The 23,821-nt window shown below is 75.4% G+C and carries 16 protein-coding genes; 7 read left to right on the forward strand and 9 right to left on the reverse strand.

Features of this window, described 5'->3' with window-relative positions; genetic code table 11:
* Position 1: 1 nt before the first annotated feature.
* Both EV189_RS11115 and EV189_RS11120 read right to left on the reverse strand, forming a co-directional pair.
* A complete protein-coding gene (locus tag EV189_RS11115) occupies positions 2-9,700 on the reverse strand; it encodes a DUF6603 domain-containing protein (RefSeq protein WP_130493055.1) in 9,699 nt (3,232 codons plus the stop codon).
* Positions 9,697-10,455: a hypothetical protein gene (locus EV189_RS11120; RefSeq protein ID WP_130493056.1), complete on the reverse strand. Its 759-nt coding sequence runs from the start codon at positions 10,453-10,455 to the stop codon at positions 9,697-9,699. Before EV189_RS11120 ends, EV189_RS11115 begins: the two co-directional genes overlap by 4 nt.
* Before the next feature lie 95 nt (positions 10,456-10,550).
* Here EV189_RS11120 and EV189_RS11125 point away from each other — a divergent pair, with 95 nt between their 5' ends.
* Both EV189_RS11125 and EV189_RS11130 read left to right on the forward strand, forming a co-directional pair.
* Positions 10,551-10,832, forward strand: a complete 282-nt coding sequence (locus EV189_RS11125) for a hypothetical protein (RefSeq protein WP_130493057.1) — start codon at positions 10,551-10,553, stop codon at positions 10,830-10,832.
* A 12-nt stretch (positions 10,833-10,844) separates the two neighbouring features.
* Positions 10,845-11,126, forward strand: a complete 282-nt coding sequence (locus EV189_RS11130; RefSeq protein ID WP_130493058.1) for a DUF427 domain-containing protein — start codon at positions 10,845-10,847, stop codon at positions 11,124-11,126.
* A gap of 17 nt (positions 11,127-11,143) precedes the next feature.
* Here EV189_RS11130 and EV189_RS20190 read toward each other — a convergent pair whose 3' ends face one another.
* The gene (locus EV189_RS20190) at positions 11,144-11,320 is read right to left on the reverse strand and encodes a hypothetical protein (protein WP_165400260.1); all 177 of its coding nucleotides are present in this window, start codon (positions 11,318-11,320) and stop codon (positions 11,144-11,146) included.
* Between the two features lie 56 nt (positions 11,321-11,376).
* Between EV189_RS20190 and EV189_RS11135 the strand changes: the two genes are divergently transcribed.
* Together EV189_RS11135 and EV189_RS11140 are read left to right on the forward strand one after the other, a co-directional pair.
* Entirely contained in the window at positions 11,377-11,943 is a 567-nt protein-coding gene (locus EV189_RS11135; protein ID WP_130493059.1) for an HhH-GPD-type base excision DNA repair protein, read from the forward strand.
* Complete coding sequence (locus EV189_RS11140; RefSeq protein WP_130493060.1) at positions 11,943-13,085, forward strand: DUF1015 domain-containing protein; 1,143 nt, start codon at positions 11,943-11,945, stop codon at positions 13,083-13,085. The genes EV189_RS11135 and EV189_RS11140 overlap by 1 nt, the downstream gene beginning before the upstream one ends.
* Before the next feature lie 112 nt (positions 13,086-13,197).
* Here EV189_RS11140 and EV189_RS11145 read toward each other — a convergent pair whose 3' ends face one another.
* Positions 13,198-14,475, reverse strand: coding sequence for an HNH endonuclease signature motif containing protein (locus EV189_RS11145; protein WP_130493061.1), 1,278 nt, complete (start codon positions 14,473-14,475; stop codon positions 13,198-13,200).
* Between the two features lie 357 nt (positions 14,476-14,832).
* Positions 14,833-15,201 carry a cupin domain-containing protein gene (locus tag EV189_RS11150; RefSeq protein ID WP_130493062.1) on the reverse strand — a complete coding sequence of 123 codons (369 nt, stop codon included), beginning with the start codon at positions 15,199-15,201 and terminating at the stop codon, positions 14,833-14,835.
* A gap of 87 nt (positions 15,202-15,288) precedes the next feature.
* On the opposite strand from EV189_RS11150, the gene EV189_RS11155 reads away from it, so the two are divergent.
* A complete protein-coding gene (locus tag EV189_RS11155; protein WP_130493063.1) occupies positions 15,289-15,744 on the forward strand; it encodes a MarR family winged helix-turn-helix transcriptional regulator in 456 nt (151 codons plus the stop codon).
* A gap of 71 nt (positions 15,745-15,815) precedes the next feature.
* Positions 15,816-16,349 (forward strand): hypothetical protein, encoded by a 534-nt coding sequence (locus tag EV189_RS11160; protein WP_130493064.1) that lies wholly within the window; start codon positions 15,816-15,818, stop codon positions 16,347-16,349.
* A gap of 4 nt (positions 16,350-16,353) precedes the next feature.
* On the opposite strand, the gene EV189_RS11165 is transcribed toward EV189_RS11160, so the two are convergent.
* Positions 16,354-19,494: a glycoside hydrolase family 2 TIM barrel-domain containing protein gene (locus EV189_RS11165; protein WP_130493065.1), complete on the reverse strand. Its 3,141-nt coding sequence runs from the start codon at positions 19,492-19,494 to the stop codon at positions 16,354-16,356.
* A gap of 79 nt (positions 19,495-19,573) precedes the next feature.
* Here EV189_RS11165 and EV189_RS11170 point away from each other — a divergent pair, with 79 nt between their 5' ends.
* The gene (locus EV189_RS11170) at positions 19,574-20,113 is read left to right on the forward strand and encodes a hypothetical protein (RefSeq protein WP_130493066.1); all 540 of its coding nucleotides are present in this window, start codon (positions 19,574-19,576) and stop codon (positions 20,111-20,113) included.
* Positions 20,114-20,232: 119 nt separating this feature from the next.
* On the opposite strand, the gene EV189_RS11175 is transcribed toward EV189_RS11170, so the two are convergent.
* The 3 genes from EV189_RS11175 to EV189_RS11185 form a co-directional block, all read right to left on the reverse strand.
* Positions 20,233-21,129, reverse strand: coding sequence for a carbohydrate ABC transporter permease (locus EV189_RS11175; RefSeq protein ID WP_130493067.1), 897 nt, complete (start codon positions 21,127-21,129; stop codon positions 20,233-20,235).
* Position 21,130: 1 nt separating this feature from the next.
* Positions 21,131-21,973: a carbohydrate ABC transporter permease gene (locus EV189_RS11180; protein WP_130493068.1), complete on the reverse strand. Its 843-nt coding sequence runs from the start codon at positions 21,971-21,973 to the stop codon at positions 21,131-21,133.
* 80 nt (positions 21,974-22,053) lie between these two features.
* Positions 22,054-23,481 carry an extracellular solute-binding protein gene (locus tag EV189_RS11185; protein WP_231116289.1) on the reverse strand — a complete coding sequence of 476 codons (1,428 nt, stop codon included), beginning with the start codon at positions 23,479-23,481 and terminating at the stop codon, positions 22,054-22,056.
* Positions 23,482-23,821 lie beyond the last annotated feature (340 nt).

Genomic DNA, 23,821 nt, shown 5'->3' on the forward strand with positions numbered 1-23,821 from the left:
GTCAGGCCTCCTTCCAGCCGACGACGGGCGGGTGCGGCAGCGGGGGGACGGGCGGCGGGACCGAGGCCGGGAAGCCGCGCGCGGCGATGTCGCGGGCCACCGCGGCCGGGTCGTCCCCGGTCAGGCCGAGCACGCCGGCGAGCCCCCGCGTCGGGCCGGTGACGACGGTGACGGCGACGGGCCCGACCTGCTGCGGGACGACCCGGAAGACCGCGACGCCGCGCGGACCGTCGGCGACGACGGAGGGAGGCTCGGGACTCCCATCGGCACGTACGGGCCGGACCGCGCCGTCGAGCCCGAGCCGCAGGTCGTCGCCGGCGCCACCCTCGAGCGCGACGGCGACGAGGGTGACGGGCGCGGCGAACGTCGTGGTGACGCCCGACGCGCCTCCGACGACGAGGTCGGGAGCGGACCAGCCGAGCCGCGTGGGCGCGGTGCGCCGGCGCGGGACCCTGCCTGACGCGCGGACGGTGCACCCGGCGGCGACGTGGACGCCGTCCCCGGCGTACGGCAGCGCGGTGGCGGCGTCCCACCCGGCCACGGGCGCGCCCTCCACGGCAGGCACGAGGACGACCGCGCGGGTGCCGGCGGGGACGGGCAGCCCGGCGCCCTCCCCGACGACCGCGTCGAGGCCCGCGCGACCGCCCGGCAGGAGCGCGAGCACGCGGACCGTCCCGCTGCGGACGACGAGGACCGGGCGGCGCTGCTCGTCGACGTCGCGCGCCGCGTCCGGGAGCGCGAGCACCGTCAGCGCGGTGACGGGGAGCTCGCCCTGGAGCAGGCCCGCTCCGAGCGCGGCGAGCCGGTCGCGGTCGGCGGCCGAGCCGCCGCGCCCCGCGACGCTCTCGACCCCCGTGCGCCCTGAACGGGTCAGGGGGACCTCGCGGCCGGGCAGCACGGTGTCGCCGCTGGGCCCGGCGGGCGCTCCAGGACGCAGGAGCCGAGCCGGCACAGCCGGGTCCAGCGCTGCGTCGACGGCCGCGAGCACGGGCGGCGCACCGGCGACCAGGCGCCCGCCCGTGCGCTGGACCACCCGCGCCAGCAGCTCGTCCGCGACGGTCGTCGAGGCGGCGTGCGCCCGCTCGGCGGGAGCGCCCGCGGACGCGAGCACCGCGCGCAGGACCGGCGGCCGGAGCCGGACGGGCTCCGGCGGCGTCGGCGCGGCCGGGGTGACCGCCGCGCTACGGGCAGCGCCGCCGAGCCCCTCCCCGAGGAAGCCGAGGATGGGGTCGCTGGCCCGCTCGCCCGCCCAGGCGCGCACGGTCGCGGCGCTGGCGCCACCCCGGTCCGCGAGGAGCACGGCTGCGGTGTCGAGCGCGGTGCCCTGCACCGCGGGCACCAGGGCGGCGAGCCGCGCCGCACCCTCGGCCAGCCGGGCGAGGCTGCTCGCGCTGCCCTCCTGCACGAACGGCAGCGGTCGCCGCGAACCCGTCTCGACCTGGTGGAAGGGGATCGGAGCGAGCGGCGTCGTGCTGGAGCCGATGGTGGCCGCGGCGACGACGCGCACCCGGTCGACCGCCGGCAGCACGTCGCCGGACGGGACCTTGGCGTCGTCCTGCTGCTGCGCGGGGCCCCAGGTCCCGATCGCGAACGCCCCGAGGCGCTGCGGGTCGGCGACGAGCCGGGCGACCCGGTCCACGGCGGCGGGCCCGTCGGGACCGACGAAGGAGAGCGTGACCCGCGGGCGCCCCTGCGCGCCCATCGGCGCGACAGCCACCTCGGGGACGGTCGGCAGCGGCACCACGCCCTGCCCGGCGTCGACCTCGCGGACCGGCACCGTGCTCGTCACCGTGAGGTCGAACTCCGGGGTGACGCGGAAGGGCTTGGCGTCGCTGCCGTCCGGGGTGGGCGCCCCGCCGGTCGTGCCGCTCCCCCCGGGCGCGGCCACGCCCTTGCCGGGGACGGCGGTGAGGGCGTGGGCGACGCCGGGCGAAGCCTCCTCGAGGTACTTGGGGACGAACTGCTCCCACGAGATCGCCGTGGTGTGGTGCGGGTCGTCCCCGAACTCCACCGTGAGCTCGACCGGCCCGACGGAGAACTCCGCCTTGACGTGCACCGGCGGCCCGCTGACGGTGAGCCGCGCGGAGAGGTGGACCGAGATGTCGATCTCGCCGATCCACAGGTCGATGGTCACGCCCGCGCTGATGGAGGCGTAGACCGTGACCTCGAACCAGAACGGGTCGTAGAACACGATGCCGTCGGCGCCGTACGCGAGGTCCGCCCAGGCCGGCCCCAGCGAGGCGTGAACCTCGTTGCGGACCCCGGCCATGATCGCCTCGGAGGTCAGCGCGAAGTACGACCCGCCGCTCATGACGAGCCAGTCGCCGAGCCGGAAGGCGACGCCGAGGCGCGGGACCACGGGGTAGCCTCGGCGGGAGAAGTCCGGGTGGTAGCCGCCGAGCGTGAGGACGAACTGGCCGCGGTTGGGCCCGCCGAACCACGCGGCGAAGGCGAAGCCGCCGGTGAGCTTCAGCCCGGGGAACAGCAGCCAGGAGTTCTCGGTCAGCTGGGCCTGGACGAGGAGCACGCCCTCCTTGGTGGAGAAGCGGGCGACCAGCCCGAGCTCGACCGAGACCAGGGCCACCTCGGGCCGCGGCAGCGCCATGCGGGCGAGGCCGAGCAGCGCCACCTCGACCCCGTCGCCGATCTGCACGGCCAGCACAGCGACGCCGTCGACGAGGGCGAACGACGTGAACGACAGCCCGGCCGCGAACCAGAAGGTGCCGCGCTCCGCGGGGAAGTACGCCCGGGCCGCCTCCAGCTCCGCGTGCGGGTCGCCCGGCCGCGCCGCCGGGTCGAGGGCCTTGATCAGCGGGTAGTCGCCGAACTGGCTGAGGTCGCTGGGGTAGCGCAGCCCGCGGTTCATCCCGAACCCGCCGCCGATGCCGGTGACGAAGAACGCCGGCGGGCCGCCGATCGGGCCGTTGACCGCGCCGAAGAGGAACAGGCTGGCGAAGGTGTCCCCGGGCGGGCCGACCACGCCGTACCCGCCGTAGACCGACAGGCCGTAGACGCCCAGCCGGGCGACGAGCATGCCGAGGTACTCGACGCCGCCCGCCGCGCTGGGGAAGCGGCGCAGCGCGCCGGCGAGGGCCACTCCCCCGAGGTCCGCCGTGACCGCCAACCCGGCGAGGTCGACCCGCCAGTGCGCGGGGTCGAACGGCGAGCCGCTCGCGATGCTCCACGTCAGGCCGAGGTCGTCGACCTGCGCGGTGAGCCCGAGGACGCTGGCCCTGCCGTCGAGCAGGACGCCGACGGTCTGCACCCGGCCGTCGGCCTGCTGCACCGCGAGGCCGACCTTGTCGAGGTAGAGCGGGCCGAAGCCGCGCTGCACGACGACCCACCACGGCCCGGGCGGGTCGCCGGCCGAGAAGGAGACGTCCAGCGGGCCGCCCGCCCTGCGCTGCACGGCGAGCGCCGGGCTGAAGCGCGGGCGAGGAGTGTCGTCCGAGCCGCCTCCGCCCGTGAGCAGGCCGCGGGCCACGGGGTTGTCCCCGCCGCTCGCGCCGGCGAGCGCGACGCCCAGCCCGGTGAGCTCGACGCGCACGCCCCCGGAGGGCGCGCCCTCCCCCACCTCCGCGTACGCGTGGAGGGCGACGCCGTCGAGGCGGATCCCGAGGTCGAGCAGCGGGCCGGACGCCCTCCCGAGGCGCAGGCCGAGCCCGCCGACGGTGAGCCCCGGTTGCAGGTGCACGCCCGCGCCGGTGACCGAGAGGAGGTCCAGCGTGAGCCCGGCGGCGGGCTTCGGCTCCTCGATCCAGTCGGTGAGCGCGTCGAGCGTGACGGTGACCTCGCCCGACACCAGCTCGACGGGGCCGGTCGTCGTCAGCGCGAGGCCGAGCACCCCGCCCGTGTCGGCGACGGCGACGTGGAGCGGGCCGGCGTCGAGGCCGGCCCCGGAGAGCCCCTGGAGCAGCGCGCCGACGCGGCCCAGCAGCCGGGAAGGGTCGAGGAGGTCGGGGTCCAGCCGCGCGGGCGCCGCCGCGTCCAGCACGACGCCGGTGAGCAGCTGGCGGCCGGTCTTCCCGAGCAGGGGCGCGTCGAGCGCGGTGCGCACCGGCGCCGCGCCGACGACGTACGCGCCGAGCAGGTCGACGACGGCCTCGAGCGCCGCCCGCGCCACCTCGCCGGCGTCGGTCACCGGCACGCCGGCCACCTGCACGAGCAGGCCCGGCGCCCCGGGCGCGAGCCGCGCGGCGACCCGCGTGCTCCCGTCGCCCACGGCGAGCCCGACCTCGAGCCCGGCGGCGGAGCCGGCGCCGGCCCGGGCGTACGGCCGCAGCAGCAGCGTGCCCGTGTCGAACGACGCGGGTCCGAGCTCGACGGAGAGCGCCTCGAGCCCGGTCGACGTGGCAGCGGCGCTCGCCGTGACGCGCGCGACGCCCGGCACGCCGTCCGCGGCGAGCGCGACGCTGATGCGGCCGGTGGCAGGAGCCCAGCCGGCGGTGAGCGGTCCCGCCGTGATCCGCAGCCCGCCGTCGGCCACGGTGACGGCGCGGGTCGCGGCGGGGCCGAGCAGCGGGGAGGCAGCGTCACGCAGGCGGGCCAGCCCCTCCGCGCCGAGCACCGAGGCGCGGGCGAGCAGGGCGGCCGCCGGGTCGGCGGCGAAGGCGGACAGCGCCGGCGCCTGGAACCGGAGTGGTACGCCGGCGCGGAGGACCAGCGCGTCCCCCAAGGCGGCGACGGCGCGGCCGGCGAGCTCGGCCGCGGTCGCCGGGTCGCCCGCCGGGTCGTGCGCGGCGACCGCGTCGAGCAGGGCCGGCAGGGCCTTGACCGCCGCGCCGAGGGCAGCGTCGGCGACGACGCCACCGAGCCCCGGCCCGGCGGGCAGCAGGACGATCTCCGTCCCGCCCGGGGGCACGACGGCGAGGCGCACCCCCGCGGGGGCGACGGCCAGCCGCACCTCGCCCGCGTCGGTGGCGCAGGCCAGGGACAGCGAGGCGGCGACGCCCGGCCCGAGCACGACCCCGGCGGAGCCGCCGAGCCGCAGGGTCGCACCGCCCAGTGCTCCCGGGTCGAGCCGCAGGGCCAGCGACGCGTGCCCCGCGTCCACGGCGGCGACGGCGGAGACGCCGGGCGCGAGCTCGAGGCGGCCGGCGTCGCCGGCCGCCCCCAGCAGCGCACGGACCGCGTCGAGGAGCCGCACCGCGACACCGGGCCCGAGCGCGCCGAGCCAGCGGACGGGGTCGGCGACGAGCCCGGCCGGGAGGCGGAGCCGGGCCGGCTGGTCGCCGACGGGCGCCGCGAGCAGGCCCACCGCGCCGAGGAGCGCGTCGAGGGAGTCCGCCGTAGCCGCACCCTCGTCGCGCAGCGCCGAGCGCGCCGCGTCGAGGAGCACGTGGAGCAGCCCCGCCGGGACCAGCTCGGCGAGGGCGTGCCCGAGCGCGCCGGCGTCGGCGGTCGGCCACAGCGGGACGGGCGTCGTGCCACCGGGACGCACGAGGGTGAGGGTCGCGGTGAGCGGGGCGCCCGAGATCGTGAGGGCCGCGACGTACGGCGCTGCGGTGTCGATGGCTGCGCTGGCGGGGTCGGGCCCGAGCCGCAGGCTGCCGGTGACGCCGGACCCCGCGGCGTCGAGCGTGAGCGCCCAGGGCACCGGCACGCTGCCCGAGCCGACGACGCCGACCCGGCCGGTCGCGAGGTCGAGCGTCGCGCTCAGTGTGGACGCGTCCCCGGCCGCGGCGAGGTCGACGGCGAGCACGCTCCCCCCGGCGCCCGCTCCGAGCAGCGGCTGGAGGGCGGCGACGAGCTCCGCGGCGCGGGCCGTCCGGATCTCGGCCGCGACGGCACCAGGGTCGAGCAGCAGCCGCTCGAGGGTGACGGCGTCGACCCCGCCACCGGGGGCGAGCACGCCGAGCGCGCGCAGGGTCGCGACGACGCTCGCCAGTCCGGCGTCCAGCCCGGCCGCGGCTTCCAGCCGGGCAGCGAGCTCGCCCAGCACGGCCCGCACTTCGGGCAATAGGGCCTCGGCACCGGGGCCGCCGACGGTCCAGCGCGGCCGTGTCGTCCCGAAGGCGCGCAGGTCGTGCAGGTCGAGCCGGGCCTCCGCCTGACCGGCGCCGAGCGGCAGGCGGACCTCCGCGGTGACGCGGCGCAGGGCGAGCGGGCGGGCCTGCCCCGGCGTACGTCCCGGGTCGGGGCCGCCGACCAGCCAGCCGTCGACCGCCCCGACCGCGACGCGGACGACGATCCGTGGCGGGTGGCCCGCGGCACCGGGCACGGGCAGGTCGAGGTCGACGCCGGCGGTGACGAGCAGCCCGGCGCGCGGGACGGGCCGCAGCAGCGGGAGGCGGAGGCCCCAGCAGAGCGCCTGGACGCCGCTGGTGGCGGTGGGCGGGTCCTCGGCGGAGCCGTCGGACGGGTCGTCGTCCGGCGCGCTCGCGGCCCTGGCGGCGGCGCGCGCGGAGAGCGTGGCGGCTACGACGGCGGTGACCGCGCGCAGCACGGTGGGCCCGGACAGCGCGCCGACCACGACCGAGACGGGCACGGGCGAGGCGGCGGGCGGGGACGGGGCGACCAGCTCGCCGAGCGGGTCGCCGGTGAGGTCGAGCGCGGACCACAGCCCGAGCAGCGCCCGGCCGCGGGCGAGGTCCTCGTCGTCGTCCGCCCCGGGCGCGTCGGCCGCCTCGGCGGCGTCGAGCTGCTGGAGCAGCGTGGCGAGCAGGCGCAGGGCGTCGCCGCCCGGCAGCCGGTCGAGGGTGTCGACGGTGAGGGGCGACCACGGCGTACCGACCGTGACGACGGCGGTGGCGCCCGCCGTCGCGGCGGCGCGGACGGCCGCGTGGCCCGCACCGCCGTGCGCGACGACGACGACCGGGCCTGCGGCCACGAGCGGGGCGAGGACGGCGGCGAGGCGCGTGGCCTGGCCGTCCACCCCGCCGGCCTCCTGACGGGGCCCGAGGGTGAACGCCCACGAGCCGTCGCCGGCCGGCCCCGGCAGCACGTACGCGGTGGCGGGCCCCGCGCCGGTGAGCGCGAGCCGCCGTCCGTCCGGCACCCCGGGGAGGACGGGCGAGCCGTCCATCGCGACGTACGCCACGGTCGCGGGAGGGGCCACCCCGAGGACGGCCGCGAGGTCGAGGGAGTCGAGCGGCGCGGTGTGGACGAGGTCGGCGACCGGGACGGCGGTGCAGCCGGCGGGCAGCGGCGTACCTGCCGGCAGGGCGACGAGCCCGTCGGTGCTGGTCCAGCGGTCGAGCAGCTCCCTCAGGCCGTCGGCGACGTCCGCGCGGCCGGCGAGGAGGGCGGCGAGCTCCTCGTCGAGCGCGGACTCGGTCGCCAGGGCGTCCGCCAGCACCACGGGGTCGAGCCCGGGGTCGCCCGGCCGCCAGCGCGCGAGCGGCGGTCCTAGCAGCGTCGCTGCGGAGGGGTCCGGACCGCCGGGACCCGCGCAGAGCAGCAGCCCGGGGAGCAGCTCGAGGGCGAGGGACAGCGGGTCCGCGCTGGCACTGAGCGGAAGCAGCCAGGGGCGCCCCGGCGTCCCCGTCCCGAGCCGCATGCCCGACGGCGCGAGCAGCGCGGCCAGCTGCTGGGCCAGCGCGTCGACGACCCGGGGCGCCTCGACGTCGAGCAGGGCGCCGAGCCAGGCGCGCAGGGCGCCGGCGGGATCGGCGGTGAGGTCGGCGAGCGCGAGGGCGGGGAGCTCGCCGGTCCAGCCGAGCAGGGCGACGAGGTCCGGCAGCGGGCTGTCCGGGTACGCCGCGCCACCCGCCGCGAGCAGCAGCTGGAGGGCGTCCCACGCGCTCTCGTCGAGGGCCAGCGTCCCGTCCGGGCCGACGACCGGCAGCGGGACGGCGAGGGGCGCCCCGTCGAGCAGCAGCACGACGTCCTCGGCGACCGGCTGCACCGCGACCGACGCCCCGGTCCAGCCGACCGCCAGCCCGACCCGGCTGGCACGCAGTGAGAGCGCGTCGCCGCCGAGGGCGAGCGGGTCGGCCGGTCCCCCGCCGAGGCGTACGGCCGCGCTGCCGCTCGCGAGGAACGTCGCGCGCCGTGGTGCTCCCCCGTCGCCGAGGTCGAGGTCGGCGAGCCGCGCGGTGAGCAGCAGGTCCCCCGTGCCCGGCTGAGCGGCCGTCGCGCGCAGCCCGAGTTCCAGCCGACCGGTGGGCCGCGCGACCGTGAGGTCGAGGCCCGCCGCGAGGCCGAGCAGCCACGGGTCGTCCGCGGTCCCGGTGCCGGCGAGCGCCCCAGCGGCGCTCGACACCCCGTCCCGCGCGAGGCTGAGGACGGCTCCCACGGTGGCGGCCGACTCGGCGAGCAGCGCCTGCCAGTACGCCGCCAGCGCTGCCAGCGGGTCGGCCAGCAGGTGGGCCGGGTCGACGCGGGGCAGCACGGTCCCGTCGGGCAGGTCGCGCAGGCCGAGGACGACGCCGAGCACGCCGGCAGCGCCACCGAGCCCGGCGAGCAGGCTCCCCGCCGCGTCGCTGACGGCCTGCTGCGCGGCGGCGGCGAGCGCGTCCGGGGAGGTGAGGTCGAGCACCGGGAAGTGCGACGCCCCGACGTCGGCGTCCCGCGCCTGCACCACGAGCAGCGGCCGTCGGGCCGGGTCGAGCGCGAAGCCGAGGGCCAGGCTGCCCACGCCGACCTCGAGCCCCGCGGGCCCGACCTCGGGAGCGAGCAGCGGCGTGCCGCCGGCGCCGGACAGGACGGCCGAGAGCGCGAGCTCGGGCAGCGCGGTGGCCGCACCGCTCGCGAGGTCGAGGCGTACGGGCACGGCGTCCAGCGCGAGGCGGACGCCGTCGGCGCCGGCGACGTGCAGGCCCGTCCGCACCACGAGCACGCTGCCCGCGAGCTCCGGGGCGAGGGTGAGGGTCGCGCCCGCTACGACGACCTCCACGCCGTCTGCGGTCGCACTGCCGCCGAGCAGCCCGGCCAGCCCGGCGAGCCAGGCGTCCCGCGCCGGCCCGGGAGCGAGGGCGCCGCGCAGCCAGCCGAGCAGCGCCCCGGGCCGCAGCAGGTCCTCCACGGGCAGGTCCGGCACGGCGTCGTCGGCGAGCCCGAGCAGGGCGGCGAGACCCGCGAGGTCGGGCGGCGTACCCGGTGCGGCGACCTCGGCGCGGACGAGCGCGAGCAGGACCGGCGCCAGGGCGTGCTCGAGCTCGGGCAGCGCGGCGGCGTCCAGGCGCAGGTCGCGCGGCACCGATCCCGGCAGGCGGAGCCCGCGCAGCACGACGGCGAGGTCGGGGGCGCTGGTCCCGTCGGTGGGGACGGTCGCCGTGACGTCCAGGCCGGCGAGGCTCACTGCGGCGTCTGGATCCGGGGGCAGGCCGAGCCCGAGGGTGACGAGCAGGGCGCTCCCGGGACGGCCGGGGAGGACGACGAGGTCGCCGGGGGCCAGCGGCTGCGCGAACAGCGGCAGGTGGGCGCTCGCGTGCACCGCCACGCCCGAGCCGGTGCGCAGGTCGAGCCGCACCCCCAGCCCGAGCTCCACCTGGGCCGCGCCGGGGACGACGACGACGCCGAGCTCCAGCGGCGTACCGGGCGGGGCGACGAGCGGCACCCAGCCGTCCGGCGGCGGGGTGGTGCCGGGCGGGAGCAGGGTCCGCGCGAAGGCGAGCAGCGCGGCCCGCTGGCCCGGGTCGCGGAGCACCTGCGAGAGGTAGCGGCCCGGGTCGGCGAACCAGTCGCCGCGGAACCCGCCTCCCGCGTCGAGCAGCCCGAGCGCGGTGGCGAGGCCGGTGAGCTCGCCGAGGTCGGTCACGTCGAGGCTCCGGCGCGCCGGCGGTCCATCGGGTGCCGCGCCTGCGGCAGCACCTCCAGCCCGTCGGCCGACGCCGTCAGCGCGGTCGGCACGAGCGGCGCGCCGTCGGTGTCGCGGCCGGTCGCCGCGGCGAGCCCGGCGCTGGCGTCGAGGACGGCCTGCCAGGCGTACGCGGTGAGGGCCTCGCCCCACCGCTCCACCACGACCGGCGGCCCCTCCGGCAGCCGCGGCGTCGCGGCGAGCAGCCCGGCGGGCCGCTTGGGGCTGCCGAGCACGAAGCGGACCGTGACGACCTGCTCCCCGCCGCCCTGCCCGCCGGCCGGGTCGGTCAGCTGGTCGCAGATGACCAGCAGATGGACCAGCAGCTGGCCCTCGCCGACCTCCACCCGCACGCCGGTGAGGTCGAGCAGCAGGCGGTCGGGGCCCGAGGTCCAGAGCAGCAGCTGCGGGAGCGCGTCACCGGTCGTCACCGTGCCGCCCGCGGCGTTCTGCCGCAGCGCGGTGACGAGCACGCTCTGCACGCCGTCGGGCGGCACGGGGATCGGGCCGGGGGTCCCGCCGGGGGCGACCGGCCCGTCGAGCACGAGATGCGGGCAGCGGGCGCGCAGGGCCTTGAGCATCGCGGCGCAGCGCTCGTCGACGGGCGAGACCGCGTACGGCGCGGGACCTGCGGCCTCGGTCATCAGCCGCGCCTCCCTGCGGGCTCCGGCGGCCTGCTGCGCCGGGATGCCGCCAGCCTGCTCCTCGGTGATCACGCTCCGCAACGGTGATTGCAGGCCTTCCCTTTCGGGCGTTGTGACGTCTCGGCGGGCCTGAGGACGATGGTCGTCACCGCCGGCTGGAGGCTCCCGTGCAGGAACTGCTCAACCCGGTGCTCGGCGTGCTGCTGGCGGTGCTCGTCGAGCGGCTGCCGTCGTCACGGGCGCGCGCCCTCGGCTGGCTCATCGGCAGCCTGGTCTGCGGCGCGGCCGTCACGGTCCTGACCGGCGAGTACGCCGTCAGCCCCGAGCTGGTGCTCGTCGACGTCCCGCTCACCGCGCTGTCCGCAGCACTGGCGCGCAGCGCGGTCCTGGGGTTGGCTGGACGGCGTACGTGGCGGGTGGTGCTGCCGTACCGGCGCAGCTGGGGCTGAGAGGGATCTGGCATGAAGGCGGTCTGGAACGGCACGGTCGTGGCGGAGTCCGACGACACGGTCGTGGTGGAGGGCAACCACTACTTCCCGCGGGCGTCCCTGCGCGAGGACCTCACGGTGCCCTCGACGACGCACACGACCTGCCCGTGGAAGGGCGAGGCGTCGTACCTCTCGCTGCAGGTCGACGGCAAGGAGAACCCGGACGCCGTCTGGTACTACCCGGAGCCGAAGGCCGCCGCCTCGTCCATCACCGACCGGGTGGCGTTCTGGCGCGGGGTCGTCGTCAGCGAGTAGCGGTCCCCCTGGGGGGCTCAGCCGAGCGCGAGGGACACGTCCTCCGCGCCGGCAGGGCTGCCGCAGCAGCCGGGGCGCACTCCGGTCACGTCGATGAGGCAGACGGGGCACGCGGGTGCGCCGGCGACGACCTTGGCCGCGCCGTCCGCGGACGGCCACGAGGCGCCGCACGAGGTGCAGCTGGTGAGGGCCACCGCTCCTCCTCCCTAGGCTTCGTCGCACGAGGGTACGAGCCGGAGGTGACGCCCAGATGACCAGGCTGCGACTGGCGCAGGACGAGCAGGCCGACGCGCTGCTCGCCGCCGACCCGCTGGCCCTGCTGCTGGGGATGCTGCTCGACCAGCAGATCCCGATGGAGAAGGCGTTCAAGGGTCCGGAGGTGCTGCGCTCGCGGCTCGACGGCCCCTTCACCGCCGAGGCGATCGCGGGGCACCCCGACCTCGCCGCCGTCTTCGCACAGCCGCCGGCGGTCCACCGTTTCCCGGGCTCGATGGCCGGGCGCGTGCAGGAGCTCTGCCGCGTGCTGGTCGCGACGTACGGCGGGTCGGCGGCCGCCGTGTGGGAGGGCGTCGAGCCGGCGACCGAGGTGCTGCGGCGGCTCAAGGAGCTGCCGGGCTTCGGCGACCAGAAGGCGCGCATCTTCCTGGCCCTGCTGGGCAAGCAGCTCGGCGTACAGCCTGAGGGGTGGCGCGAGGCTGCGGGCTCCTACGGCGATGAGGGGTCGTTCCGCTCGGTCGCCGACGTAGTCGACGGCGAGTCCCTGCTCAAGGTGCGCGCGTTCAAGCAGGAGATGAAGGCCAAGGCGAAGGCGCGCTGATGGTGGACTTCCGGCCGTTCGCGGCCTGGCGGCCGGTTCCCGCTGCGGCGTCGCGGGTCCTGGCCCCGCCGTACGACGTGGTGGACGTGGCGCAGGCGCGCGCGCTCGCCGTCGACCCCGACAGCTTCCTGCACGTGTCGCGGCCGGACATCGACTGCCCTCCTGGTGCGGACGAGGGTGCGTGGGCGCACGCCGCCCTCGACGGGCTCGTGACCCGGGGCGTGCTGCGCGAAGAGCCTGCTGCCGCGTACTTCGCCTACCGGCAGACGTCAGGTGCGCACGTGCAGACCGGGCTGGTCGGCCTCGCGTCGGTGGCGGACTACCGGTCCGGCGCCGTCGCGACGCACGAGCTGACCCGGGCGGACAAGGAGCTCGACCGGGTGCAGCACCTGGAGGCCCTGTCGGCCCACGACGAACCGGTGTTCCTGGTGTCGCGGGAGTTCCCGGAGCTCTCGCTCGACGAGCCGCCGGAGACCTCGGTGGTCGCGCCGGACGGGGTGCTGCACGAGGTGTGGCGGGTGTCTGATGTGCCTGCCGTGCGGGACTTCTTCACTGGCGTGCCACGGATCTACGTCGCCGACGGGCACCACCGCTCCGCCGCGGCGGCACGGGTGCACGAGGCATTGCGACTGCCTGGGACGTCGGCTTTCCTCGCGGTGGTGCTGCCGGTCGAGGACGTACGCGTCCTGGCCTACGACCGGGTGGTCTCCTCTGCCGGGGGGCTCGAGGTCGCCGACATCGCCGCCGCGGGGTTCACGGTGGCGGCGGTCCCGTCGCCGTCCCGGCCGGCGTCGCCGCACGAGTTCTGCCTGCGACTGAGGGGTTCGTGGTGGTCGCTGCGGGCCCTCGACGTCCCGGACGACCCGGTGGGCGCGCTGGACGTGACCCTGCTGCAGGAGCGCCTGCTGGGGCCGCTGCTCGGGATCGTCGACCCGCGTACGGATCCGCGGATCTCGTTCGTTGGCGGGGCGGAGGATCTGCGGCTGCTGGAGGCCGCGGAGGGCGAGGTGGCCGTGGGGCTGCACCCCACATCGGTCGAGGAGATGCTGCGCTGCGCGGACGCCGGGCTGGTGATGCCGCCGAAGTCGACGTGGTTCGACCCGAAGCTGGGGAGCGGGCTGTTCGTGCACCGGTGGGGCTGAGGGTCTGGACGCGCGGGTCAGTGGGCGCGAGCGAGCCGCAAGCGAGGATCCTCCCAGGGCGTCACTCTCCCCTGAGCCGCTGACCCGCAGGCGAGCACCTCAAACCGCGGCGTCACCAGATGGGCGTGGTGCTGCCGGGGTCGCGGTCGATGGTGTGCCGGGCTTTGATGGGTGGCCGGTCGTCGGGTGGTCTGAGGTGGAAGAGGCCCGGCCGGTCGGGGTCGGGTTCGACGGTCCAGCCGTCCTCGTGGGCGATCTGGTGGTGCCGCTTGCAGAACAGCGCGTAGCTGCCGACGTCGGAGAGCCCGCCCTCCGACCAGGGGATCACGTGGTGGGCTTCGAGGCGGATCCGGTCGCAGCCGGGGACGATGCACCCCCCGTCCCGCGCTTTGAGCGCTCTCAGCTGCGCGTTGGTGGCGAACCGCTTGGCGCGGCCTTCGGCGAGCGGGACTCCCAGCTCGGTGGTGAGCAGCGGGGTGATGACCGCGTCGCAGGTGAGCAGCTCCAGCGCCGTCGGGCCGAGTGAGCGGGTGAGCAGCGAGGCGAGCGGCGACCGGGCGGCCCACGCGGGGTCGTCGCCGCGGAGGGTCGCGACGTCAGCGACGAGGGTGAGCCGGGGGCGGGACCCGTTGACCTCCGGGACGGTGTCGAGGTCCGCGACCAGGCCGATTGCGTCAGCCAACGCGTCGTGCCGGCGCTGCGCCGCTGTCCTGTCGTCGGGGGCGCCGTCGATCCCCGGCACCGGCGTGGCGAGGCCGGTGAGGACCTGCTCCAGCAGGTCCCCGAGCTCGGGGGCGAGCAGGCCCGTGACGTGCCGCCACCCGTCCAGCGTCCTCGTCGTAGTGAAGGAGCGCTGGGCGAGGCGGCGCTGCTCCCGCTCCGCCGCAGACTCCCCGACCCCGGCGGCCTCCGCCGCTACCTGGACCAGGCGGGTGAGGTCGTCGGGGGTGTTGTCCCGGGCGAAGTCCACCAGCGCCTTCTCCAAGCGCGGCAGCTCGTCCGGGGTGTCGGCGAGGTAGCCGACCACGGGCGCGATGCGGCGGACGTGCTGCCACGACACCTCGCCGTGTGACAGTGCGTCAGCTGCAAGTGGCAGCGAGCGCAGGGCGCGCGCGACGCGTACCCGAGCACGGGCATCGGCCTCACCCACGTGGGTGTGGTGCCGCAGCCACGACGCCGCCGTCACCGCGAAGTCCGCCCGGTACGCCTGCCGCGAGTCGAACGCCTCCAGCACCCTCGCGTCCGCCGCGTCGAGCACCGCGCGGGTCGCGTGCAGCTCCTTCAGCAGCGGCCCGAGCTCCGCGAGATCGACCTCGGTCAGATCGAGCGCGGCGAGCTCGGCGAGGCAGGCACGAGCCTGCTCCACCAGCTCACGAGCACTCGAACGCATGTTCGAATTCTACCCGAAGGGGAGCTGGACCGGAAGCAGAAAGCGCTGCCGGAACGGAAGAATGCACGCCACATCGGCAACAGTGGCACACAGCCGCAAGGTATCGACTGCACGCTCCTGAGAGCACGACCCGAGCCGTCGGACGGACAGCGCAAGTCGGTCACCCGGGGAGAGCGGCAGCCACACGACGTGCAGGATCACGGGGATTTTGGTGCCCTGCTCTCAAGTTGTGCATGATCACGGTGGTCTTGGTGCCCGTGCTCCCAAGACGTGCATGATCACGGTGGTCTTGGTGCCCGTGCCGCCACCCCTACCCGCGCCACCCCAGGACCTGCATGATCACGGGGAAGCTGGGCGCTACAGCGCCCACGGGGGCGTGATCTCCGCGCCGCCCACCCTCGCGCGCATCCCCGCCGTCGTGCAGGCGAGCAGGTCGGCGGGCTCGTCGAAGGGGTTGTCCAGCAGGAACTCCTCCCCCGGGGGCACAACGACGCCATCGCCTGCCGCGAGCTCCCATGACGCGTCGCCGACGTGCGCAACCACGCGGCCGCGCTGGACCAGGAGCACCTCCTCCTCGGTCATCGAGTGGCGCGGGCTGCTCGCGCCGGGCGGGGCGGTGACGGTCCACATCGCGAGCGTGGTCGTCCCGCGGCTGGGCGAGGCCAGCGGGGTGAAGCGGAAGCCGTGCATCTCGACGGGCTCGGCGGTGGCGCGGACGACGGCCATGAGCGGCGCTCCTCAGTCAGGTAGGTTGACCACATTCCAGCAGTCACCGTCACACAAGGTCAAGTGACTTGACCGGGAGGAGCACCTGTGGACCTCGGCCTGCCCGAGCTGCTCCTCGTCGTGACCCGGGGGGTGTTCGAGCGCGTGCACGAGCAGCTCGCCGCGGAGGGGCACGACATCCGGCCTGCGCACGGCTTCGCCTTCCAGCTGATCGCCAGCGCGGGAGGGGCGTCGGGCGCGGACGTGGCCGCGCACCTCGGCATCACCAAGCAGGCCGCCGCCCAGCTGCTCGACGGGCTCGAGCGGGCCGGCTACGTCACGCGCGGCAGCGACCCGAGCGACCACCGCGCCCGCCCGGCCGTCCTCACCGAGCGGGGGTGGGAGTGCATCCGGCACGGCGAGCGGCTGTGGCGGGAGAGCGAGCGGGAGGCCGTCGCGGTGCTCGGCGCCGACGCGTACGCCGCCCTCCGCGAGAGCCTCGCCCGGCTCGCCGGGGCCGGCGGGATGCTGGAGCCGCCGCTGCGGCTCAAGCCCGTCTGGTGAGGCGGTTCGCGCTCCCCCGGGGGCGCGTGGTTGCATCGGAGGGCACGCTGCCCCGGGCGAGGAGGCCACCCATGCAGGACGATCTGCGCGCCGCGCTGCTGGGCGCCAAGGTCGATGTCCGCATCGTCGCGTTCCTGGACGAGCTCTCGGCGCAGCACTCGCTGGTGCCCTACGACGGCTCCTCCTCCGACGAGACCGGGTACGTCGCGGTGGCCACCGAGCCCCGCGGCTTCGTCGTCCTCTACGTCCACCGCGACGCGGTCCAGGTGTCGCTGCAGCCCGAGACCGGCCGCCGCTTCCGCGACGAGCAGCACCTCGAGGCGAGCACGGGCGACACCACCTGGCACGTCACGCTGCCGGCCGACCTGCTCGTCGACAGCATCGGCCACGGCCTCGCGACGCGCGTGGCGAAGCAGGCGCTCGAGGAGTCCTTCGCCCGCCGCGGTCGGGCCGCACCGACGGCGACGCGGGCCTCGCGGGCGGCCCGGGCACCGCGTACGCCGCGCAGCCCTGCCGCGCCCAAGAAGGTCGAGCGGCCGCCCGCCGTCTGCCCCGGCTGCTTCCAGGTCCTCCCGATGACCGGCGTCTGCGACACCTGCGGCTGAGGGCTCAGCGCACGACGTAGGACCACCGGTAGGTCCCCGGCCCCACCAGGTGCTCGGCCAGCGTGTCCGGCCCGCAGCTCGCCGTGCCGAGCCCGCGGTGCGCCGCGTCGAGCGTCACGACGAGCCCCTCGGTCGCGGGCAGCTCCTGCGGGTGGGTCGCCGCAGCCAGTTCGGCCGCGCTCCACGGGGACACGCTGACCTGCCGCGGCTCGTCGAGCTCGAGCGCGAGCAGGTCGCCGAAGGCGATGGACCGTACGCCGTGGCGCCCGCCGTTCTCCTGCGGGCGGAGGTACGGCGTGTGCCAGTCCCCCACCGGCGCCGTCCACGTGCCGGGCTCGGCCGCGGCGCTGCGGTCGGGGTAGGTCTCGCTGCGGGGGCCGGACCAGGTCAGCTCGTCCGGCACCTCCCGCAGCCGCAGCACGGACCCGACGCGCGGCAGGTCCTCGAGCGACGCCGGGACGTCGACCGACTCCTCGACGAGCACCGCGCCGCCCGCGAGCCCGGTGAGGACCTGGGTGGAGCGCACCAGGACATCCGCCGCGCTGTAGTCGGCCGTGACTGTCGAGCGCGGCCCGTCGTGCTCGATGCCCACGAGCCGTCGCTCCAGCCGGTCGAGGCCCGCTGCGGCCCAGGCTCCCGCCATGCCGCCGATGCGGTCGTTGTCGGTCGGCGCGCGCCACAGCGTGAGCACCGGACCCGCGGCGAGCACGGGGTGGACCAGGAGCCCCTCGGCGTCCAGCTCCACCGGTCCCGCAGGGCCCACGCCGACCCGCTCGAGCAGCGGGCGCGTCTCCGCCCGCAGCGGCAGCCGGGCGAAGCACACCGGGTCACCGACGGCGGCCCACGGGCGAGCCACGGCGTACGTCACCTCGAGGACCAGCTCGGCGGCGGACCCGTCGTCAGGGAGGGCGACCGCCGGTAGCGCGACGGTGGCCGACTCCCCCGGACCGAGCACGGGGACGACAGCGGGAAGCGCGGTCGACTCGGACGGCGTCACGAGCCGCCAGGAGTACGCGAACTCCGAGGAGTCCTTCCAGTGCAGCCAGTTCTCGATGCGCACAGCACCGTCGACGAGCCGCGCGCGGATCGGTGCGGAGAGCTGGCGGTGCTCGAGCATCGCGGGCTTCGGCGTACGGTCCGGGAAGAGCATGCCGTCAGCCACGAAGTTGCCGTCATTGGGCTCGTCGCCGAAGTCGCCGCCGTAGGCCCAGCGGTGGCCGGCCGGAGCCACTCCCCCCGACGCCGCAGGCCCTCCGAGGCCGGCCGGGCGCAGGTCGTCGAGCCGCTGCAGGATCCCGTGGTCCCACATCTCCCAGATGAAGCCGCCCTGCAGCCCGGGCACGGTCTCGAAGGCGTGCCAGTAGTCCGCCAGCGTGCCGTTGGAGTTGCCCATGGCATGGGAGTACTCGCAGAGGACCACCGGGTGGCGCTGCAGCCCGGACTGCGCGTGCCGCACGATCGACTCGACGCTCGGGTACATCGGGCACGTCAGGTCGCTGGCCGTCTGGTCGCTCGTCCAGTCGAAGCGGATCGCGCCTTCGTAGTGGAGCGGCCGGCTCGGGTCGTAGCGGCGGACGAACCCGGCTGCCGCGTCGTGGTTCTCGCCGTAGCCGCTCTCGTTGCCCAGCGACCAGACGATGACGCTGGCGTGGTTGACGTCACGGCGGACCATCCGGGAGACGCGGTCGACGAAGGCGCCGAGGTAGCGCGGGTCCGAGGCGAGGTGGTGGAGGTAGGCGTGGCACTCGATGTCCGCCTCGTCGACCACCATGAAGCCGAGCTCGTCGGCGAGGTCGAGCAGCGCGGGGTCGTTGGGGTAGTGCGAAGTGCGGACCGCGTTGAAGCCGAACCGCTTGAGCACCAGCAGGTCCGCGCGCAGGTCGTCCGCGCCCAGGGTGCGGCCGCTGAGCGGGTGGAAGTCGTGGCGGTTGATGCCGCGGACCATCGGACGCACGCCGTTGAGCAGCAGGTCGTTGCCGACGACCTCGACCGTGCGGAAGCCGACGCGGATGCTCGTCGTCTCGACCACCTCCCCCGCCGGGTCCACCAGGCTCACGAGGAGCTCGTGGAGGTGCGGCGTCTCCGGCGTCCACGGCAGCACGCCGGGCACGACGCCTTCGAGGGCCACGCGCCCCATGCCCAGCGGCGCGCGCACCTGCTGGACCGCGTCGGCGAGCGCCCGGTCCTGCCGGCCCTGCTCGCTGTCGTCGAGGACGCCCGCCGCCGCGAGGGAGAGCACCCACCGCGCGCGCGGAGACCGCACGTCGATGCCCGGAGGCAGCGCCGCCTCGTCGGGCGGGCCGCTGTCGACGGGCCGTGACGGCGGCACGCTGCCCTGCAGTTCGAGCAGCGGGACGTCGGCGCCCGACAGCTCGGCGCGTACGGACCAGCCGGCCGGCACCCCGCCCGCGGCCTCGACCTCGGTGTGCACGTGCAGCCGGCCGTCGGCGCCGGCCGTCGTGCGGACGTCGGCGAGGTGGACCAGGGGCGTCGAGTAGAGCGCGACCGAGCGGGTGATGCCGCCGTGCCACCACTGGTCCTGGTCCTCGATGAAGGTCGCGTCCGACCACGTCACGACCGTGAGCCGGACGACCCCGGGCTCACCGGGGCGGACGAGCGCGGTGACGTCGAACTCCGCGGCGAGGTGCGAGTCCTTGCTGACGCCCACCTCGACGCCGTTGACCGAGGCGACGAGGACGGACTCCGCGGCGCCGACGTGCAGGACGATGCGGCGGCCCTCCCACTCGTCGGGCACGACGAAGGTCCGCTGGTGCACGCCGGTCGGGTTCGCGGCGGGCGGGTGCGGCGGCAGGTCCGGCCAGGGCATCTGGACGTTGGTGTAGTGCGGGCGGGCGTCGACCGAGCGGACGTCGTCGAAGTCCTGCAGGGTCCAGGCACCGGGCACCTGGAGCTCGCTCGCCGGCGAGACGTCGTGCGGCAGGGCAAACGCCGCCTCGGGGGTCGCGAACAGCTCGAACGCCCAGGTGCCGTCGAGCTCCAGCCGCTCCATGCCGACATCGGTCGCCCGGTGGCGCAGCGCGGACATCGGCAGGCGTCCGCGGGAGACCAGGGCCGGGTCGTCCCACGGGCGGTCGGCGCTGACGGTCCCGCTGGCGGACTGGCTGGCGGACGGGGAGGGCGTCATGCAGCATCCCTACCACCGCGCGCCGGGAGGGGCACTGCTGGGAGGGGCACTGTCAGTGGGGTGCGGCATGCTCCGCCCCATGACCGACGCGACCTCCCCGGGCACCACCCCGACCGGCAGCACGTCCTCGCCCGGGCTCCCGGCGGCTCGGCGCGCCGCCCTGCTCGACGCCGCCACCACGGGCTACCTCGACGCGCTCGTCGGGCGTCCGGTGCCGACGGCCCCGCTCCGCCGGGTGCTGCTGCTCGACCTCAGCGCCGTCGGCCCGGGCTGGCTACCCGACCTCGTCGCCGGTGCCGGCCGGGTGGACGTGGCGTACGCCGCGGGCCCGCTCCTGGGCCACCCGTCCGTGCGCGGGTGGGCGCGCCGGCACGGGGTGCGCCTGCTCCCCGGCGACCCGGCGGAGGGGCTCCTCGCGGCCGCGTGGCGCGAGCACGCAGCGCACCCGCAGGTCGAGCTGCTCATCTGCTCGCTGGACGAGGCCTTCACGCTGCTGCCCGACGCGTACGTCCTGCTGGCGCCGCGGGGCGAGCGCCCCGCCCCCGGTCTGCTGGCGGGCGCCTCGGCGGTCGCGGGCGTGCCGGACGGGCCGCGGCTCGCGCTCGTCCGCCCCGCCTGAGCGCCTGAGCGCCTGAGCACCATGGGCGCGCTGGCACCCTCGGCCGAGGACCCGCGGGGACGGCTGAGGGGCCGGGCGACGAGTCGCCCGGCCCCTCAGCACCCCCGATCAGGCGGGCGCTACTTGCTGAAGCCCGCGGTGAGGCCGCTGAGCAGCTGGCGGCGGCCGACGATGTAGAGCGCGAGGATCGGCAGCGTCGTCAGGCAGACCGACGCGGCGATCGCGGGGACGTTGACGCCGTACTGGCCCTGGAAGGTCCAGATCGCGAGCGGCAGCGTGCGCTTGCTCGGGCTCGTCGTCATGATGAGGGGCAGCAGGAAGCCGTTCCACACCTGCAGCCCGTTGTAGATCGCGACCGTGACGAGCGCCGGGCGGGTCAGCGGGAACGCGAGGCGCCAGAGCATGCCCCACTCGGTCGCGCCGTCGACGCGCATCGACTCGAAGAGCTCCTTGGGCACGTCCCGGATGAAGTTCGACAGGACGAGCACCGAGAGCGGGATCGCGAACGCGATCGACGGCAGGATCATCGCCAGCAGGGTGTCGTACAGGTGCAGCCTGATGATGATGAGGTAGACGGGGATGATCGTCGCCTGCAGCGGGATCGCGAGCCCCATGAGGAACAGCGAGTTGGTCCCGCGGAGGAAGACGCCCTCACCGCGGACGATCGCGTACGCCGCCATGAAGGAGATCAGCACGGCCGGGATGAGCGTCCCCGCCGTGACGAGCACCGAGTTGACGAAGTACTGCACGAAGTCGTTGTCCAGGACCAGCTTGTAGTTGGTCCAGTCCAGCGACGTCGGCGGCTTGAGCGGGTTGCTGCCGAAGTAGTTGGCCTGCAGCTTGAAGCTCGTCACCACGATCCAGTAGATCGGGATGATGACGATCGCGAGCCAGACCCAGGCGATGAGCGCGCCGAGCCAGTTGGGCCGCTCGCTGCCCTTGGCCTTGCCCTTGCGGCTGGCGCGGGGGCCGCGTCCGGTGACCTGGTCGCTGCCGGTGGTCAGCGTCGTCGCCATGTCAGGCCCCTTCCAGCTGGCTCTCGACACCCCGGCCGCCGAGCCGGCGCAGCACCAGCGCGAGGACGAGGCCCACGAGGACGATGATGACGGCGATCGCGCTGGCGGGGCCCATGAGGTTGGCCTGGAAGCCCTGCTGGTACATGTCGAGCGCGAGCACGCGGGTGGAGTCGCCGGGGCCGCCGGCGGTCAGGACGTAGATGAGGTCGAAGAACGTCAGCGACCCGACCACCATCAGCGTCGACGACGTGATGACGGTGTACTTCAGCTGCGGCAGCGTGATGGAGAAGAACTGCCGCACGCGCCCGGCGCCGTCGAGCGAGGCCGCTTCGTACATCGACGCCGGGATCTGCCGCACGCCGCCTTGGTAGATGAGCGCGTGGAACGGGATGAACTGCCAGGACACCACGAAGATGATGACGCCCATCGCAAGCCCGCCGGAGCCGAGCCAGTCGCGCGTGAGCAGACCGAAGTGGAGCCCCGGGCCGAGGCCGAAGTTGGGGTCCAGCAGGGCCTTGTAGGTCACGGCGAGCGCGGCCGACGAGAGCAGCAGCGGCACGAAGTACAGCACCGCCAGGAACTCGCGGTAGCGCTGGTGCCCGGAGAGGAAGACGCCGATGAGGATCGAGGCCGGCGTCTGGACCGCCCAGGAGAAGAACATGACCTCGAAGGTCACCCAGAGGGCGTGCGGCAGACCGGGATCGGTGAGCACCGCGTGCCACGAGTCGAAGCCGGCGGGGTGGATGGCGCCGATGCCGTCCCAGCGGGCGAAGCTGAGGGCGAGCACCCCGACCAGGGGGACGACCCCGAACGCGATGAAGAACACCAGCGCCGGGATCGCCATCCAGGAGACAGACCCGCTCCGCCCGCTGCGCGAAGCGGTCCGGTGTGTCGTGGCCCGCGCAGCGGGCGGAGCGGCCGTGGTCACTTGCCGATGACCGCGTTCATGTTGCTGATCCACTGCTGCGGGGTGACCTGCAGCTGGAACAGCTTCGCGATGTTGTCGAGGAGCACCTCGGCCTGCGTGGGGGGCAGGGCCTGGTCCCACGACTGCTGGAAGACCTTCGCCTTGCTGGCGATGTCGTAGTTGAAGGTCAGCCAGTCGGAGTCCATCTTGTCCGGCTGCGCCGCGAGCTGGTCGCGGGTGCCCTGGACGACCGGGACCGCGCCGGTGCCCACCCAGTCCTTGATCGACGCGTCGTCGAGCGTGTTGTCCAGGAGGAACTGCTTGGCGACGGCCTGCTCCTCGGCGGAGGACTTCGAGCTGATCGAGAGGTACTGGCCGGGGTTGCCGGTCGTGTCGCTCGGGTCGCCCTTGCCGCCGTCGACCGGCGGGAAGTTCATGTAGCCGAGGGCACCGCTCTTCACGAAGTTGCCGCCCTGCGACTTCATCGTGCCGTAGGTCCACGCGCCGTGGACCATCATCGCGGCCTTGCCGCTGTAGAACACGGCGAGGTCGGCGTTGGAGTCGGCGGTGATCGACGAGAAGCCCTTGATGAAGCCCTTCTGCTTCACCAGGTCCTGCACCATCGTCAGCATCTTCTCGACCGACGGGTCGGACCAGGCGCCCTTCTGCCCGTTGAAGACGTTGAGGAAGACCTCGCTGCCACCGACGCGGTCGAGGAGGAACTCGAGCCACATCATGTTGGTCCAGCGGGACTGGCCGCCCAGCGAGAACGGCGCGATGCCCTTGGCGTTGAACTTGGGCACGAGGTCCATGACGTCGCCCCAGGACTGCGGGGGCTGGGCGCCGATCTTCTCGAACGCGTTCTTGTTGTAGTAGAAGATGATCGGCGTGACGGTCTCGACCGGGAGCGCGTAGACCTTGTTGTTGACCGTGGCGGCACCGAAGGCCGACGGGAAGATCTTGCTCTTCAGCGAGGCGGCCGGGCCGTTGACCCAGTCGGTGAGGTCGACGACCTGGTTGGCGTCGACGTAGCTCTTGAGGCCACCGCCGCCCCAGCCCCAGATGAGGGTCGGGGCCTGGCCGGCGCCGATCGCGGTCTTGATCTTCTGCTTGTACGCGTCGTTCTGGAACTCCGTCGACTTGAGCGAGGCGCCCTTGTGGCTGGAGTTGAACCGCTTGACCTGGTTCTCGCGCACGCCCTGCTGCGGCTGGCCGTTGAGGAACCAGTAGCTGGCGTTGCCCGTGACGCTGCCGCCACCGGCGGCGGCGCTGGCGCCGGTGCTGGCACCGGCCGCGGAGCTGCCGGCGGGGGCCGCGGACGCGCCGCTGCCCGTGCTGCCGGTCGAGGACTTGGGGCCGGAGCTCCCGCATGCCGCCAGGCCGGCAGCAGCGGCGCCACCGGCGGCGATGCGGAGGAATGTCCGACGGGACGTCGTGGGATCCACGGTGATCTCCGTACTCGAGAGGGCCGTGGCCAGGCCGCGGCGGGATGGGTCGAGCTTCGCGCGGTGCCGCCGGCTGGCCGGGGAGCGACCTGACCAGCGCTGCCCCCGCCGCCTGTGTCCCCTCAGGCGGATGGTGCGGGCGGGAACCGCAGACGCAACGTAGGTTTCGAAACATCGCGTGTCAAGAGGCTTGCACAGATCGTCCAGGGAGTTCACAGTGAGAGCCGCTCGAAGGACTGCTGCGCAGCGAGAACGCCCTTCCCGACATGGTCTCGATCTGGTCACGACGGGGTCTCGGCAGTGCATCGAAAAGTTTCGAGAGAGCGATTACTTCACGCAC

This window comes from Motilibacter rhizosphaerae (assembly GCF_004216915.1).
In the GTDB taxonomy this organism is placed as follows: Bacteria; Actinomycetota; Actinomycetes; order Motilibacterales; family Motilibacteraceae; genus Motilibacter; species Motilibacter rhizosphaerae.

Bases quoted from the DNA above. Each gene is read 5' to 3' on its own strand.
- EV189_RS11165 (WP_130493065.1), bottom strand. From the start codon at position 19,494: ATGACGCCCTCCCCGTCCGCCAGCCAGTCCGCCAGCGGGACCGTCAGC.
- EV189_RS11160 (WP_130493064.1), top strand. From the start codon at position 15,816: ATGCAGGACGATCTGCGCGCCGCGCTGCTGGGCGCCAAGGTCGATGTC.
- EV189_RS11130 (WP_130493058.1), top strand. From the start codon at position 10,845: ATGAAGGCGGTCTGGAACGGCACGGTCGTGGCGGAGTCCGACGACACG.
- EV189_RS11180 (WP_130493068.1), bottom strand. From the start codon at position 21,973: ATGGCGATCCCGGCGCTGGTGTTCTTCATCGCGTTCGGGGTCGTCCCC.
- EV189_RS11140 (WP_130493060.1), top strand. From the start codon at position 11,943: ATGGTGGACTTCCGGCCGTTCGCGGCCTGGCGGCCGGTTCCCGCTGCG.
- EV189_RS11135 (WP_130493059.1), top strand. From the start codon at position 11,377: ATGACCAGGCTGCGACTGGCGCAGGACGAGCAGGCCGACGCGCTGCTC.
- EV189_RS11170 (WP_130493066.1), top strand. From the start codon at position 19,574: ATGACCGACGCGACCTCCCCGGGCACCACCCCGACCGGCAGCACGTCC.
- EV189_RS11150 (WP_130493062.1), bottom strand. From the start codon at position 15,201: ATGGCCGTCGTCCGCGCCACCGCCGAGCCCGTCGAGATGCACGGCTTC.
- EV189_RS11175 (WP_130493067.1), bottom strand. From the start codon at position 21,129: ATGGCGACGACGCTGACCACCGGCAGCGACCAGGTCACCGGACGCGGC.
- EV189_RS11145 (WP_130493061.1), bottom strand. From the start codon at position 14,475: ATGCGTTCGAGTGCTCGTGAGCTGGTGGAGCAGGCTCGTGCCTGCCTC.